Origin of the sequence: Dyadobacter sp. (assembly GCF_051859145.1) — a bacterium.
Classification (GTDB): Bacteria; Bacteroidota; Bacteroidia; order Cytophagales; family Spirosomataceae; genus Dyadobacter.
Genome location: NZ_JBHYGF010000445.1, coordinates 16,169 through 33,128 on the forward strand (window position 1 = coordinate 16,169; position 16,960 = coordinate 33,128).

Sequence of the window (16,960 nt, forward strand, 5' to 3'; positions counted from 1 at the left end):
TTGGTAAAGCAACTAGTTTTGTCAAATTACTAATCTTGACAAAACATACTATTATGATGAAAATCACGCATTTATCCGCCTTTCTAATTTTAGCAGCGTTCGCGATCTTTCTTGCATGCGAAAGGAAATCTGACGAGCCTGGAAAACCATCATTCATCGAGGATGCCACTAATTTGGCCGATCAAACTGACGGATTTTACTCGAAAGTTGCTCAGGTATCTGTCGCAAAGGGTAGTGAGAATGGCCAGCACATGCTGCAACTGACCCTTTCCAACTCCGACCTCCTTCCCCAATCAGTAAAAATCTATTTTGAGGATGAAAATTGGGAGAAAGTAAATCTCCAATCCGGACAATACGAAGTGCTATTTTTAAAGTACGCGCTGATTGTTAACGACCCAATGAGCGGCAAAAGACAGGAGTTTATAGTTAACGCACAGCAATTGAGCAGTGTCTTAGAGAAATTACCAAAAAACTTTTTATCGGCATCTGCAGTGCCTGCGATCGGCATTGCGGTATACGGCCAACATAGCGCTTTGAAAGAAGGTCCAAATTTGGTACCTGATTGCCCGACCTCAGGTGGAACCGGGACTATTTCCTGTTCTAACTCTTGCTGTAGTATAACCTGTAACTCGGGGTACTATGCTACCTGCGCTGGTAGCTGTAGCTGCAGTAAAACACCCAAAGACCTTTGATGTCATAAAAATATTGGCTATTGCCACCAGCTATGGCCTTAGCTACCATAGCTGGTTTTTTGTCTAACTTTCTTAAAATAAATCCTAATACTTCCGGGTATAATAGAAGAAAAATTTGCGAACTTCGCTTTTTAATTGTAAACAATACACTTAATAGAGCCGATGCTTCATTTTTTCCGGAAAGTCTCTCTCCTTTTACTCGCTTGCCCGGCACTTGTCTTGGGCCAGGGTACAAAAGGGAACTACACTCCCCTGCCTCTCAAAGACCTCAGTGCATTTGAATCCGGCAGCCCCAACTGGACAGTTCAGGGGAACATTGCCATTCACCCGGCCGGTTCGGCCAAGATCAAGACCCAGTCAGGCGAAGGAATCCTGGTCGGCAGTCCGGGCAAGCCGATCGTGACAAAACTGAAAGCAAACGATCTTCGCTTCTACGCAGAATTCAATCTGTCCCCAGGCGCAGAAGGGAACCTGATCCTGCCCGGCGGCCAGAAAGTGCGCCTGTCAGATAGCAGCAAGCAAAAAGGACAGGGAACGCAGACCTCGGGTTATGTAGGTCAGTTTCCAACTCAAAATGCAGCAAAAGCACCGGGTTTATGGCAGACGATCGAGCTGGCTTATGATGCATCGGTTCCCAACCTGGCTGGCTCTGCAAGGCTGAATTCACTTTCGCTGAATGGAGTCACTGTTTTGGAAACGATCTACCTACCGAGTTCGAAGTCGCCTGCCGAAGGTCAGTCCATTGCGATGGAAGTGACAAAAGGCACGATTGCATTCCGGAATGTTGGCTACCAGCTGCTCGCAAGCCGCAAGCCGCTGACTTTGACTAGTCTGAACTATAAAGTATATTCAGACAAATGGGACAGCAAAGAATACAGCAAGCTGGACCACGAAGGTACCTCCGGCGTACTTACCCAGGAAGTGACGAATGGAATGCGCGAGTTCCACCTGGTTTATGAGGGTGATATGGAAGTGAACGAGGCAGGTGACTATATCTTTACCAGCATTTACTCCGGACCGATGCTCGATATGGAGATCGACGGAAAAAGCGTGCTCACCAGCGGAGAAGCCACTTCTCAGGAATCGCACCAGGGTACCGCAAACCTCACACAGGGAAAACACAAATTTAAACTCCATTACTCGCGCTTTCCGTGGAGACAGCCTGCACTCGGGCTGAGAGTTGAAAAAGCAGGCATCAGACCCTACGATCTGCACACATTATCGTCGCTTCCCGAGCCTGAGCCAAAACCTTACATCAGCGTAACACCTGATATGCGGCCCGAAATGGTTCGTTCTTTCATTCAGATTGATGGAGAGAAAATGAAGCGTACGCACTGCATCTCGGTCGGCAGCCCCGACGGATGGAACTACACCGTGGACCTTAACCGCGGCGCATTGATCCAGGCGTGGCGCGGACAGTTTGCTGATGTTACCGAAATGTGGTACGAACGCGGCGAGCCGCAGCTGCTTTTTCCAGCAGGTCTTAAAGTGCATGTATCCGGACGCAGCAGTCTGGCTTCGCTCGAAAACAGCAAGGCAGCCTGGCCTGATTCTTCCAACATCAACTACCTGGGTTACAACATCAATGCGCAGGGTTATCCTGTTTTCAGGTATGCGCTTGGTGCGGCAACTGTATCGGATCAGCTTGTTTCTGCCGGCAATTCCCTTTCCCGCACTTTTCAGGTTCAGGGCAATGCAGCCTCGCCACTGTTCGCGTTGGTAGCGTCCGGTAAGCAGATCATTGAAGTCGAAAAAGGTTTATACCAGATCGACGACCGCTTTTATGTTCAGCTTGACAAAAAATACAAGCCGACGATCAGACCGGCGGGAGAAGTGCAGGAACTGATCCTTCCTGTTTCGGGTACCACCAGCTATTCCATGTTTTGGTAAAATCTTTTGAACTGCATCCTTTTTAAATGAAAAATATACTTTTAACAACCCTGATCTCCTTCGGCTGCATTACCGGCTATTCTCAGTCCAAACAGAATAAAGAGGACGATTTTTACCGGATCATCACGATCCCCATTCCTGAGAATATCCAGATGGAAGTGGGCGGAATGGCGGTACTGCCCGACGGGCGGCTCGCTACGTCAACGCGCCGCGGAGAAGTGTGGCTGATCGGCAATCCATACCTGAAAGGTGACGGTAAGCCTTCCTTCAACAGGTTTGCAGCCGGCTTGCACGAGCCGCTAGGACTTTTGTACCGCGGCAAGGATTTCCTGATCTCGCAACGCGGCGAGGTAACCAGGCTTGCAGATACCAACAACGACGGCGTCGCCGATGTGTACGATTCATTTGCAAAATGGCCGCTTTCGGGCAACTATCACCAGTACTCCTATGGTCCCGTGGCAATGCCCAACGGCGAGTTGCTGGTCACACTCAACCTCGACTGGGTAGGTCGTGGCGCCAGCCAATCCAAATGGCGCGGCTGGATGCTGAAATTGGGCGAAGACGGAAAGCTTACCCCCTACGCTACCGGTCTACGCTCTCCTTCCGGCTTCGGATCTTACAAGGGTGATATCTTCTATACCGAAAACCAGGGCGACTGGGTAGGTTCCGGAAGAATGACGCATCTGGAAAAAGGTAATTTCGCAGGTAACCCGGCCGGATTGAAATGGAGCAAGGAAGAAGGCTCTCCCGTGAAGCTGAGCGCAAGCGATATCCCTAATACAGGCGAGCCGCTTTATGACGTAGCCAAGAAAGTACCGGGTATCAAGCCGCCCGCAGTGTGGTTCCCGCACACAATCCTGGGTATCTCTACTTCGGACTTCAAAGAAGATGTTACAAATGGCGGCTTCGGTCCGTTCACAGGACAGATGTTCGTAGGTGACCAGGGCCACAGTATCATTACCCGCGTGGATCTTGAAAAGGTAAATGGCGTTTGGCAAGGTACCGTTTTCCCTTTCCGCGAAGGTTTTATGTCAGGTATCCTGCGCCTGGAATGGGGACTGGACGGTTCATTGTTTGTAGGACAAACGAGCCGCGGCTGGTCTGCGACTGGTAAGTCTAACTTCGGTATCCAGCGACTGGTTTGGACAGGTAAAATGCCTTTTGAAATGAAAACAGTTCGTTCAATGCCAGACGGATTCGAGATTACATTCACGAGCCCGATAGACAAAGCGGCTGCTGCCAGCCAGGATGCTTACAAACTGAGCAGCTTCACTTACAAATACCACTCTACTTACGGCAGCCCGATCGTGAATACACAGGAAGTACCTTTGAAAGGGATTGTTGTGGCAGAAGACGGCCTGCACGTGCGGCTGGTGGTAGACCCTGCTATCCTCAGAAAGGGTTATATCCACGAGATCAAGGCGGAGGGAATCAAGTCGGCGGAAGGGAACTCACTGCTGCATACAACCGGCTACTACACGCTCAACGAGATCGCATCAGGCAACCCTGTGGCGGCCAGCCAGTTTACAACCACTGTGAAAGCGGCTGCTGTGGATCACAGCGCACACGCAGCAGCTGCGTCGGAAACTGCTGCCAGCACAGCTCCTTCGGCGAAGAGAGTCACTGAGATGCCAGCGAGCTGGACGAGCGGGCCGGACCAAACCATTACGATCGGTACTGTCCCTGGTTTGAAGTTCGATATCTCGGAAATACAGGTAAAAGCCGGTTCCAAAATCAGGATCGTCTTCAATAACAATGACGATATGCTGCATAACCTGGTTATCACCAAGCCAGGCACTGCCAATGCAGTGGGTGAAGCGGGTTTGAACCTCGGCCTGAAAGGTTCTGAAATGAACTATGTACCCCGCACCAGCGATGTACTTTTTCACAGTAATATCGTAGAGCCTGAGAAATCAGAGTCCATTTATTTCGTTGCTCCAAAACAAACCGGCACTTACCAGTATGTCTGCACATTCCCAGGGCATTACACGCTCATGCAAGGCAAGCTGAAAGTTGTGAGGTAATCCGATACTTCATCCGCAGGACCAACTTTCCACTCCGGTCCTGCGGATTTTTCAATACAATTTTAGCATACATCACACAGCCGCGGCAATAGGAGATTTATAAGTCCGTCCGTTTTGAGTAGCACAATTCTTTGAATAAATTAAACAAACCATCGTCTGTCATTTGCGCAAAGAAGAGATTTCATACGACCCCATCGAACTGGATGTGCAGCTCTGGAAGCGGTTTAAAGCCGGCGATCCCGACGCAATGGGACTGCTCGCACAGATCCATTACCGCGCGCTGTACAACTATGCTACCCGGTTCTCCTGCGACCCCGATCTGATACGCGATGCGATCCAGGAACTTTACCTCGATCTGTGGGAACGTCGTACCTTCCTCAGCGAGACTGCATTCGTGAAATCCTACCTGCTCAAAGCATTAAGGCACAGGCTGATCAAGGAAACGCTGAAACTTAAAAAATTTCACGAGCCCGAACCTGCATTCTTTGATGAGGATGATACCGATCCTTCAATTGAAGCAAATATTATTGACAACGAAAACCTTCGCCACCAGCAAGGTCGCTTGAAACAGATCATTTCGCTGCTATCAAAAAGACAGCAGGAGATCATCTACCTCCGCTTCTACCAGAACCTGAGCAACGAAGAAATTGCCAATATCATGGGGCTGGGCAGACAAAGCGTGGCCAACCTGCTTTACCGTACCCTGAAAGAGATCAAGCAGTTCTGGGTTCCGGCCGAATTCTTCTGGCTGCTGATCATCAGCTTCGTAGCTTCCTGACACATCCGCATTGCAGAGCGCATCAACCCGGATTGTCTAGCCGCACATTTCGATGCATTATCATTATTTCAAAAATATTTTGATTTTTTTGGTTATAACCTGACGATATTCTGACATAGTGTTTAAAGACCAAAGCAAAACCGGCTTTTCCGCAAATCTTTAAGCTATGATCAATTACAGGACCCACTCAGTGGAAGAACTGGCAACTGATGAAATGTTCCGCCGCTGGGTCATTGATCCTACGCCGGAGCTCCATTGTTTTTGGTCGCAATGGATCCGGGAGAATCCGGACAGGTTGCAGACGGTTAATCTCGCAAAGGAACTGGTGACTTCGGTACAGGGAATGTACAGTGACCAGCTTACCAGCGAAATGATGCGGCAGGAGATCAGTGAGATTGTCAGACTGGCAGCTGAACGGCGGGATACCAACACCTGGCGTATATACCTGCCCGCCATCTGGCGGGTAGCGGCCGCATTTGTCCTGATTTCAGGTCTGAGTCTTGCGTATTACAACGCCCGGCATTTACCCAAAAATGTGGAGACAGCACAGAAAATGCCAGCTATACCTGCACCTTTAATGCAGGTCAGTTCCAACAATGACCGGGAGGTCATGACGGTGCTGCTCAGTGACAATACGGTGGTAACCTTGTCCAAAGGCAGCTCGATCACCTACCCTGCCGTATTTAATGGAAGCGAGCGGCGCGTTTCACTCCGTGGAGAAGCGTTCTTCGATGTGAGCCGCAATGAGCAGCAACCTTTTGTGGTATATACCGGGGAAACTGTGACGCGGGTACTTGGAACGAGCTTCCGGATCAAGGCATTTGACCAGGACAAAACGGAACTGATCGCTGTAAAGACGGGTAAAGTCAGCGTTTTCGCGAAAAAAGAATACGAAAAAGCCAGCACAAAACCCGATGCTAAAATACCCGGCGTGATCCTGACGCCCAATCAGCAGGTGGTATATATCCGCAAAGAAAGCCGGCTTGAACGTGGCGCGGTAAGTCAGCGTGCAATGCTCGTGGAATCCATAGCAGACAGGGCGCAGCTTTTCGACGACAAACCGGTAACCGACGTACTGGTATCTCTTGAAAAGCTGTATGGAATCGCTATCCGCTACGATAAGGAACTGCTATCCAAATGCAGGATCAATGCGCAGTTCGACGATGAGAATCTGAAACAAAGAATGAATGCGATCTGCCAGGCAATCGGGGCAAGCTACGATATAGTTGACGGTCAGCTGGTGATCACCGCCAGGGGCTGTAACTAAACACAGTTTTACATCTTCAATTTTTAACAAACAATTATCTGTATGAAAAAACGTCGACGCACGTCCTGGCAAATTTACAGGCTTTTCAGAATATCATTTTACCAACTATTAATTGCCTTTATCTTTGGCGCTTCCGCAATTGCCGCCGGAGCACAAGATATCCTGAACCAGCGCATTACACTGCAGATGAACAATCAGGAGATTAAAACGGTGTTAAGCAGGCTGAACAAACTGACGCAAGTCAAATTCACCTACAATTCCTCCCTGATCAGGCCACAGCAGAAAGTCACGATCAACGTCGTCGAAAAGCCGCTTTCTGACGTGCTGGACGAACTTTTAAGGCCTTTGAATGTGGGCTACAAAATTGAAGGGAAGCAGGTTGTGCTGGTTAAAAATACCGCAGAGCCGACCAGCGGCATGATCCTCCGCCAGCTTCCTCAGGGAATTGACAGGACAATCAGCGGAACAGTGTCAGACGAAAAAGGCCAGCCGCTGCCGGGTGTCAGCATTGTGCTCAAAGGTTCAAAAGCGGGTACCGCAACAAACACCGAAGGTACCTACCAGCTCAATGTGCCCGACGCAGGCGGCATGCTCACTTTTTCCTACGTAGGCTACACGCCGCAGGAAGTTGCGCTGGGAAGCCAGTCTGTATATAACGTTACCTTGCAGCCCGACGTGCGCAACCTGGAAATGGTCGTAGTTACTGCATTGGGTATCAAAAGAGATGCAAAAAAGCTAGGTTACTCCACAGCTACCATTGACACAGAAGAACTTACAACGAACCGTACAACCAATCTGGGAAACAGTTTACAGGGAAAAGTAGCTGGCTTGAATGTAACGCCGCCTGCGAGCGGACCCGGTGGTTCTACCAAGATCCGTATTCGCGGACAGTCTTCATTTGGCGGCAATAACTCGCCCCTGATCATTGTAAATGGCGTTCCGATCAACAACAGCAGCGTTTCTGCGGGTGGATCAAATGGAAATGGAACAGGTAACCCTACCGGCGGCTCGTCTGATGCGGGTGACGGTCTGCAAAGTATTAACCAGGATGATATCGAGTCGATGACGGTGCTCAAAGGTGCGGCAGCTGCTGCGTTGTATGGTTTCCGTGCGAAAGACGGCGCTATTATCATCACGACCAAAAGCGGCAGCAGGACAACTGGCATCGGTGTAGAACTTAATTCCAACTTCCAGGCGCAGCAAGCACTGGATTATACCGATTTCCAATACGAATATGGTCAGGGAGAATTTGGAAAACGCCCAACGAACACAGCTGAGGCACAAAGCTCGGGTGTTTTTGCATTTGGTGAAAAACTAGACGGCAAACCGACTCCCCAGTTTGACGGTAGCACCCAGCCTTACATTGCACACAAAGACCGCATTAAAAACTTCTACCGCACCGGCACCAGCTTTACCAATTCCATTGCGTTGTCAGGCGGAAATGAGAAGGGAAATTTCAGGCTGTCATTTGCCAATACCGACGCGAATGCGATCATGCCGAATTCGGATTACCACAAGCGCATTTTCAATCTTGGCCTGAACTATAAGTTCTCCAAAAAACTGTCTGCGCAGGTAAATGCCAATTATTCAAACGAATACAACAAAAATCCGCCTCAGATTGGTATCCAGGATATGAATGCGAATACGACAATTTATACCCTCGCAACCAGCATTGATACGGATTGGCTCAAAAACAGGAAGGACCAGAATGGAAATGAAATGCCACTTGCACGTTTTACCAATCGTAACAATCCTTATTGGGTGGCTTACGATCGTTTCGAGAATGTAAAGCGCGACCGGATTTTTGGAAACACCTCCGTACGCTATGATTTCACAAGCTGGCTGTTTGTTCAGGGACGTATTGGTCAGGACTATTACACCCGCCCCTACAACTACAACCGCCCGACCGGAACACGCTCGATCAGTGCAGTTACCACAGGGTTTAATGGGTATTACTACCAGGATGTATCCACGTTCCGTGAGCGGAACCTGGACGTGCTCATCGGCGCCAACCGTACTTTCGGGGACTTTGGTATCGACATTACCCTGGGCGGCAACCAGATGTTGCAGGTTAGTGACAATGTATCTACGGCAGTGACCAACTTCTACGTCCGCGATTTGTACACGATCGCAAATGGTCAGGTGAAAACCCCCAACTACGGATATAGCAAGAAGAAAGTAAACTCCATTTACGGTGCCGCTGAATTCTCTTACAGAAACTTCCTGTTTGTGAACGTAACGGGCAGAAATGACTGGTTCTCAACATTAAACCCGGAATCAAACAGCTACTTATACCCTTCTGTGAGCGGAAGTTTTGTATTCAGTCAGGCATTTGCAAATGCACCGGCCTGGCTTAACTACGGAAAGTTGCGCGCGGCTTACGCGGAAGTGGGAGGAGATACTGATCCGTATTCAAACAACCTTTATTACGGGATCAATGCAAATCCATTTAATGGAACTGCTTTGGGAAATTTACCTTCAACAGTAAGTCCGAATGCCAATTTGCGTCCGCTTAAAGTGAAGGAAACGGAGATCGGTCTGGAAATGAAAACGTTCGACAGCCGCCTGAACCTGGACGTTTCGGTTTACCGCAAAAATACCGTCGATGAAATCCTGAACGTGGATATTTCAAATACCTCGGGGTTCAGCCAGACCAAGGTGAATGTGGGTAAGCTGCGTAACCAGGGCGTTGAATTCCTGCTGACGATCGTGCCTGCGCGCACAGATGCATTTACCTGGGAAACAAGCTTCAATGGAAGCTATAACATCAGCAAGGTGATTGAGCTGGCAGCTAATCAGCCCCGGTTTGACGTCGGCACGGGCGAATTCTTTGGCATTGTCTCCCATGAAGTGGGCAAGCCGCTGGCTTCTTTGCGCGGATTTGATTACAAAAGAGATGCGCAGGGCCGCATTATCACATCGGGCGGTTTGCCGCAGCAGGGTAACCTCACCACTTTCGGCAGCGCGATCCCAAAATGGGTAGGTGCCTGGGTGAACACATTTAATGTAAAGGGAATCCGTATCGGCACGCAGATCGACTTTAAAGCGGGTCACAAAATCCTTTCCAACTCCAACCTCAACTTCCTGCGCGAAGGTTTGTCAAAACCATCGCTCGTGGGACGTGAAGGCGGCGTACTGCTGGACGGCGTCAAAGCGGACGGATCGGCGAACGATACCCGCGTGGAAGCAGAGCAGTTTTACACGGCTTACCGCAGTACCAACCTCGCTTCGCCATTTGTGTACAATGGTGCATTTGTAAGATGGAGGACGCTCTCGCTCGGCTACGATCTTTCCCGTTTCGTCAAAGACAAAACCTTCATCAAGGGCCTGACGATTTCGGCGATGTGCACCAACGTGTGGCTGATCAAAAAATACATCGACAACCTGGACCCCGAAGCCCAAGTATCCGCCTCCGACAACCTACAAGGAATCGAAACCCATACCCTGCCTACAACGAGAAGTTATGGTATCAACTTGAATGTTAAGTTGTAAAAGGGAGGAAGGAGGATGGAGGAAAGGGAGGATGGAGGAAGACTCATTCACTCACTCACTAATTCAACATTCAGTCATTCAATCATTCACTCATTCAAAATTAAAAATGAAACAAATATTCCTATACGCAGCAACCATCGCCATTCTTGCAGGGGCTAGTTCTTGCGACAGTGGTTTTGAGGAGGTTAATAAAAACCCGGTGCAGGCTACCAGCATCGATCCGATTTACCTGTTTTCCAATGCCGAGTTTTCGTCGGCTATTGCTACACAGCATTATCAGATGCAGATCGTGCAGCAGATCAATACGCCATTTACGGGCGTGGTGGAAGGCGGGAACCATAATGTGGTTACCGACCCGAATTCAAATGCAAACTTCAATTCATTGTACCTGCAAAACGGCCCGGTGAATCTGCTGACAACCGTTATTGCGCAAACCAAAGACAATCCGGCGCGGTCCAATCTGTATAATATGTCGCGGGTCTGGAAAGCGTATGTGTTTATGGTTTTGGTAGATACTTATGGCGATGTACCCTATTTCCAGGCTGGCAAAGCATTTTTGGAAGGAATTAACCTGCCTAAATACGACGACCAGAAGCTGATTTACGACGATATCCTGAAAGAACTGGTGGAAGGTACCAAAGGATTGGAGGCGTCGAAGCCGATCGAAACGGGTGATTTGTTTTTCAAAGGCAATATCGCGCAATGGAAAAAACTGGGTAACTCCCTGCTGCTGCGTGCCGCGATGCGCTATTCCAAAGTAGATCCTGCCAGGGCAAAACAATACGTGGCGATCGCAGTGGACCCTGCCAACGGAGGATTACAAAGTTCCAATGCAGATAATGCTTTTATCGCATTCAACAGCACATTCAACCATCCGCTCGCTGGCTATTTCCAGGGAACAGAGCGCGGAAATGTGTACATGGGCAAAGCGTTCATCGATTTCCTGAAAACAACAGCTGATCCCCGGCTGAAATACATCGCTGTCAAATACGAAGCGCCGGGAAATCCGCTCGCGACCGTGGGTGCGGAAGACACGAACCCGGCGAACCAGGAAGGAATGCCTTACGGGTACAACGAATCTACGATCACGACCATTCCGGGCTTTCCGGGAAAAATCGGATCGGCATTCAAGTACTCGCAGATCAACCGCAGGACTGTTGGCAAAATCGATGCCCCTGAATTTTTCATCACTTACTCCCAAACTTCCCTGCTGCTGGCGGAAGCTGCGCAGCGCGGTTGGGCGACCGGTGACGTGAAAGCGTTGTACGAAGCTGGCGTAAAGGCACATATGTCACAGCTGGCTACTTACGATGTGTCTGCTACAATTCCGGAAGCGACACAAACTGCTTACCTGGCCGCTAATCCATTCAATGTGGCAAAAGCATTGGAGCAGATCAACAACCAGTACTGGGTTTCTTCCTTTCTAAATGGTTCCGAAGCCTGGGCCAACTTCCGCAGAAGCGGCTTTCCAACACTCCCGATCAATAATTATCCGGGCAAAGATCCGTCGGTGAAAGACTTCATCAGAAGACTGGTATATCCTGTGCGCGAACGTTCTGTCAATGAGGCCAACTACAAGGAAGCCGTAGCCAGAATGGGCCCTGACGAGCTTGGAACACCCATTTTTTGGGATAAATAAGAATATCAACTAACCCTTAACTGTTTCTTTATGCTTAAACAAACCTTGCTGACGGGGATGCTTGCCTGCTGGGGACTCGCTTCCCAGGCGCAGGCCATCTCTCCTAGTCCCGACCAGATCAAAGCGTACACTGCTGCCTGGAAAGGCGAGCGACTGCCCGATGGTCGGCCGAAGGTGTCTGACGCGATCCTTGCCCGACTCAAAAACATTTCAATGGAAGAAGCCTGGGGCGTACTGCGCAACAAAGGCTACCACAACCAGTTTGAAGGCGACTGGCAGCTGATCCACACGGACAGTACTATGACCGGCCGCGTGGTAACAGCACAATACATGCCCGCCCGCCCCGATTTGCAGGATCTCGTGAAAGAAACGGGCAAAAAGGAAGGCCGCGTGCAGACCGGCGGTACGAACTCCTGGCCAATCGATGTGCTGAAAGAAGGTGATGTGTACGTGGCCGACGGTTACGGCAAAATCGCTGACGGTACCCTCATCGGTGACAATCTGGGTAATTCCATTTACGCCAAATCAAAGCGTGGAGTAATTTTCTACGGCTCCGTGCGCGATGTGGAAGGTTTGAGTGAGATCAAAGGTTTCAATGCCTGGATCAAAGGTCAGGATCCTTCTTATATCCAGCAGATGATGTTGTCCAATATCAACACGCCGATCCGCATTGGTCGCGCCACGGTGCTGCCGGGCGATGTAGTACTTGCCAAAAAGTACGGTACCATCTTCATCCCGGCGCATTTGGTAGAAGAACTGGTGATCACCTCGGAAGTGACTGCCTTGCGCGACGAGTTCGGCCACCTGCGCCTCCGCGAGGGCAAGTACACACCCGGAGAAGTCGACACTAAATGGTCAGATGCGATTCAGAAAGACTTCCTGAACTGGGTAAACAACTACCCCGGCAAACTGCCAATGACGAAGAAGGAGCTGGATGATTACTTGAAGGAGAGGAATTACTAGGCCTCCGGGTATGCAGCTGGTTTACCTCCGGGTATGCCCTTCGACTGCGCTCAGGGTGACAAGGGCTTGTCATGCTGCGACAAAAGGTGGTTGCGTTGTTATTAATATGACATGGCCGCAAGGCACTTTGTCACGCTGACAAACAAGCCTTGTCATGCTGAGCGCAGTCGAAGCACGCTGCCCGGAGGCAATGCAGCTACTTTACCTCCGGGTATGCCCTTCGACTGCGCTCAGGGTGACAAAAGAGTAAATACCTCAAAGTGACACAACGATTTTTAATTGTACACTAACCCAAAACCAATTACAATGAAAGACTTTCTCAAACGAATATTAGCAGAAAACAAACAAGTTGAACAAGCGGAAAAAGCAGCTGCGCAGGCGGAAATGAATGCGGTGTCAACCAAAGACAGCCGCCGGAACTTCTTGCGGAAGACGGCGGTGGGCGGTATTGCATTGGGCGGTTTTATGTCGATGTCGACGGAAGATTCCATTGCGCAGGCTACCTCAAAAGTAAACCGGGCTTCGAAGCCTTCGGAGCTGAAAATTACTGATTTGCGGTATTGCGTTGTACAGAACGTGGGCCGCACGCCGATCATTCGCATTGATACCAATCAGGGAATATACGGACTTGGTGAAGTGCGTGATGGGGCTGATGAGCGTTACGCGCTGTTCCTGAAAGCACATTTACTTGGCCAGAATCCTTGCAATGTGGAGCAGCTTTTTAAATCCATTAAGCAGTTTGGGTACCACGGCCGACAGGCTGGCGGCGTGTGCGGGGTTGAAATGGCACTTTGGGACCTTTGCGGAAAGGCTTACGGCGTTCCCTGCTGGCAGCTGCTCGGTGGGCGGTACCGCGACAAGGTGCGATTATACGCCGATACACCGGAATCGAATGATCTGAATGAATTTAAACAAAAGATCAAGTACCGCACGGTGGACCAGGGTTACACCTGGCTGAAAATGGATGTTTCGATCGGTATGCTGCGTAACAGCGAGAATGCGGTGGTTAATAATAAATTCTGGGGAGGCGGCTTTTCGCAATGGGCGGGAGATTTCCATTCCTATGCCAATACCAAGCACCCTTTTACGGCCATTCAAATCACTGAAAAAGGGTTGGCAGAAATGGCGCAGGTGGTGGAAGATGTGCGGAGTGTGGTGGGTTATGAAATTCCACTTTCGACAGATCATTACGGTCACTTCGATATGAATAACGGGATCCGCCTGGGCCGCGCACTTGACAAGTACCGACTTGCCTGGCTGGAAGATATCGTGCCCTGGGAGTATGTGGATCAATGGAGGACCATTTCAGACGCACTCGAAACGCCCACTTTGACCGGAGAAGATATTTATCTGAGAGAAGGCTTTAAATCGCTGATAGACAAACGTGCTGTCGACATTGTACACCCCGACCTGGCTTCCTCAGGCGGTTTGCTTGAAACTAAACGCATCGGCGATTACGCAGAGGAAAACGGGATTGCGATGGCCATGCACTTTGCTGGAACGCCAGTGAGTTTTATGGCAAACGTTCATTGCGCCGCAGCAACGCAGAACTTCCTCGCGCTGGAACACCACTCGGTGGATGTGCCCTGGTGGGAAAGTCTGGTAAAAACGACGGACGGTCGCAAGCTGATCGACAGAGGCTACGCGCCGGTCCCGCTCGAAGCGCCGGGATTAGGCATTGAGCTGGTAGACGAGGAGGTAAAAAAACACCTGAACCCGAAAGACAAAAGCTACTTCGCCCCTACGCCCGACTGGAACGAAAAGCGCTCGCACGACCGACTCTGGAGTTAGCAGACAACCGTGGTAAGTCCCCCAGACTTACCACGGTTACATTCCTGGAATTACTTCCCGCACGCTAATACACGTATTTGTGAAAGATTTTTTTTGGTATTTTGCATATCGTCACTCCCATATGTAACCATGAAAAACTTACGCAGTGCACTCTTTTACACGCTGACTATCGGGATATTTTCAGTCTTTCTATACTTCTTTATCCGGCAAGGCACTTTCCTCGAAACGGCTGCGACCAAATTACACAGCCACGTCAGCAATGCAACTTCCTGGGAGCAGTTTACGGATACTTTCGTGCACAATCTCACGCACCCGCTTGCTACTCTTTTACTACAAATCATCACCATTATTGTAGCTGCCCGCTTATTCGGGTGGCTATGCAAGCTGATAGGACAGCCCACGGTAATCGGAGAAATTGCCGCCGGTATCTTTCTCGGGCCTTCGCTGCTCGGTATGTTTTATCCCGAATTCTCCAATTTTCTTTTCCCAAAACAGTCCCTGGGCAATCTCCAATTCCTTAGCCAGATCGGGCTGATACTCTTTATGTTTATCATCGGAATGGAGCTGGACCTGAAAGTGCTCAAAACCAAAGCGCAGGAGGCGGTTGTGATCAGTCACGCCAGCATTATGCTTCCATTTGCATTGGGTGTGGGGCTGGCTTTGTATATGTACCAGCAATTTGCACCCGAGGGGATCAGCTTTTTGTCTTTTGCATTATTCATCGGAATCGCGCTGAGTATCACAGCATTCCCCGTGCTGGCCCGCATTGTGCAAGAGCGCGGATTATCGCGGACCAAGCTTGGGATGATGGTAATTACCTGCGCAGCCACCGACGATATAACCGCCTGGTGTATCCTCGCTGCCGTAATTGCGATCGTGAAGGCGGGTTCTTTTGTTAGCTCCATTTACACGATCATCCTTGCCGGTGCCTATGTATTGTTCATGCTGAAAGTGCTTAAACCTGTTTTGAAACGGGTTGGCGACCATTATTCATACAAAGAGGGACTGACCAAACCAGTGGTCGCGATGTTCTTTGTGGTGCTGCTGATCTCTTCCTATACGACCGAGGTAATCGGCATTCACGCATTGTTCGGTGCATTTATGGCGGGTGTGATCATGCCTGCTAACCTGAGTTTCCGCAGCATTTTTATTGAAAAGGTTGAAGATGTATCGCTGGTGCTATTACTGCCGCTCTTCTTTGTTTTTACAGGTTTAAGAACGCAGATAGGCTTGCTAAATGATCCGTATTTATGGCAGGTTACGGGGCTGATTATCCTGGCTGGCGTTGCCGGAAAATTTGCCGGCAGTACCATTGCCGCCCGCTTTGTAAAACAATCCTGGCGCGATAGTCTGATTATTGGCTCATTGATGAATACCCGCGGACTCATGGAGCTGGTTGTCCTCAACATTGGCTACGATATCGGTGTGCTATCTCCCGAAATCTTCGCGATGATGGTCATTATGGCGCTGGCTACCACCTGCATGACCGGGCCTGCGCTCGATTTGATCGACAAATTCTTCCCACAAAAAAAGTGGGAGGCCCTGCGTGACAAGCTTGAACCTTCCCGTTTTTCGGTACTGATCGCATTCGCCAGTCCGCAGGGAGGACGCAAAATGCTGCGCCTGGCAGATAAAATGATCTGGAAAGAAGCCGATGACCAGCAAATTACAGCCCTTCACCTTTCGCCGAGCAGCTATCTGAATCAGGTGAATACAGAGGAATACCAGTTTGAAACCTTCCGCCCGCTGAATGAGGAAGCGCAGCAGCTGGATGTTTCATTCACTTCCCTCTTCAAACCGTCACAGGATGTGGAGCACGATATCATCGACATTGCCAACAATGGCGACTACGATATGTTGATGATCGGAATCGGCAGATCAGTGTTTGAAGGGACTTTCCTCGGCAAAATCCTTGGTTTTACTTCCAGAATTATCAGCAGAGAGCGGCTGTTTGATACCATCACCGGCAAAGAAAGATTGTTCCACGAAGATGTCCTGGACGAGCGGACTACACAGATCATCAAGTCTGTGAAAATACCCGTCGCGATTATGATAGAGAAGAACTTGAAGGAAGTGAATGATATCTTCATTCCGATCTTCTCCCCGCAAGACCAGTTCCTGCTGGAATATGCGCAGAAGCTTGTTTCGGCAGGTGACCTCAATGTGACGATCATGGATCCTTCCGAAATTGTCAGCGCGTATGCAGATGTGCAGGATTCACTCAATGCTATCCAGGATTATGCGCCTGAGAAAGTGAGAATGCACTTCGACAATGCATTGGAAAAGGAGTTTCTCGAACAAAAAGATCTGATGATAATCAGTTTTGAAAGCTGGAAGAAAGCGGTTGAATCTCATAGCGTCTGGCTTGCAAATTCGCCTTCTGTCCTGATCATACGCGCGTAGGCTGCTGTTTTTAATAGAAAT

The 16,960-nt window shown here is 49.6% G+C and carries 10 protein-coding genes; all 10 read left to right on the top strand.

Annotated features, from left to right (window positions below):
- Positions 1-53: 53 nt before the first annotated feature.
- The 10 genes from ACTIE6_RS21375 to ACTIE6_RS21420 all read left to right on the top strand — a co-directional run bounded on the left by ACTIE6_RS21375 (position 54) and on the right by ACTIE6_RS21420 (position 16,939).
- Positions 54-692 (top strand): hypothetical protein, encoded by a 639-nt coding sequence (locus ACTIE6_RS21375; protein WP_439558565.1) that lies wholly within the window; start codon positions 54-56, stop codon positions 690-692.
- Positions 693-854: 162 nt separating this feature from the next.
- On the top strand, positions 855-2,582 hold the full coding sequence (locus ACTIE6_RS21380; RefSeq protein WP_439558566.1) for a family 16 glycoside hydrolase: 1,728 nt from the start codon (positions 855-857) through the stop codon (positions 2,580-2,582).
- 26 nt (positions 2,583-2,608) lie between these two features.
- Entirely contained in the window at positions 2,609-4,606 is a 1,998-nt protein-coding gene (locus tag ACTIE6_RS21385; protein WP_439558567.1) for a plastocyanin/azurin family copper-binding protein, read from the top strand.
- Positions 4,607-4,769: 163 nt separating this feature from the next.
- Entirely contained in the window at positions 4,770-5,384 is a 615-nt protein-coding gene (locus tag ACTIE6_RS21390; protein ID WP_439558568.1) for an RNA polymerase sigma factor, read from the top strand.
- A gap of 166 nt (positions 5,385-5,550) precedes the next feature.
- Entirely contained in the window at positions 5,551-6,651 is a 1,101-nt protein-coding gene (locus ACTIE6_RS21395; protein WP_439558569.1) for a FecR family protein, read from the top strand.
- 42 nt (positions 6,652-6,693) lie between these two features.
- Complete coding sequence (locus tag ACTIE6_RS21400) at positions 6,694-10,143, top strand: SusC/RagA family TonB-linked outer membrane protein (protein ID WP_439558570.1); 3,450 nt, start codon at positions 6,694-6,696, stop codon at positions 10,141-10,143.
- A gap of 106 nt (positions 10,144-10,249) precedes the next feature.
- Positions 10,250-11,782: a SusD/RagB family nutrient-binding outer membrane lipoprotein gene (locus ACTIE6_RS21405; protein ID WP_439558571.1), complete on the top strand. Its 1,533-nt coding sequence runs from the start codon at positions 10,250-10,252 to the stop codon at positions 11,780-11,782.
- A 30-nt stretch (positions 11,783-11,812) separates the two neighbouring features.
- Positions 11,813-12,745 carry an RraA family protein gene (locus tag ACTIE6_RS21410; protein WP_439558572.1) on the top strand — a complete coding sequence of 311 codons (933 nt, stop codon included), beginning with the start codon at positions 11,813-11,815 and terminating at the stop codon, positions 12,743-12,745.
- 306 nt (positions 12,746-13,051) lie between these two features.
- Positions 13,052-14,536: a mandelate racemase/muconate lactonizing enzyme family protein gene (locus ACTIE6_RS21415; RefSeq protein WP_439558573.1), complete on the top strand. Its 1,485-nt coding sequence runs from the start codon at positions 13,052-13,054 to the stop codon at positions 14,534-14,536.
- 129 nt (positions 14,537-14,665) lie between these two features.
- A complete protein-coding gene (locus ACTIE6_RS21420; RefSeq protein WP_439558574.1) occupies positions 14,666-16,939 on the top strand; it encodes a cation:proton antiporter in 2,274 nt (757 codons plus the stop codon).
- Positions 16,940-16,960: the final 21 nt, after the last annotated feature.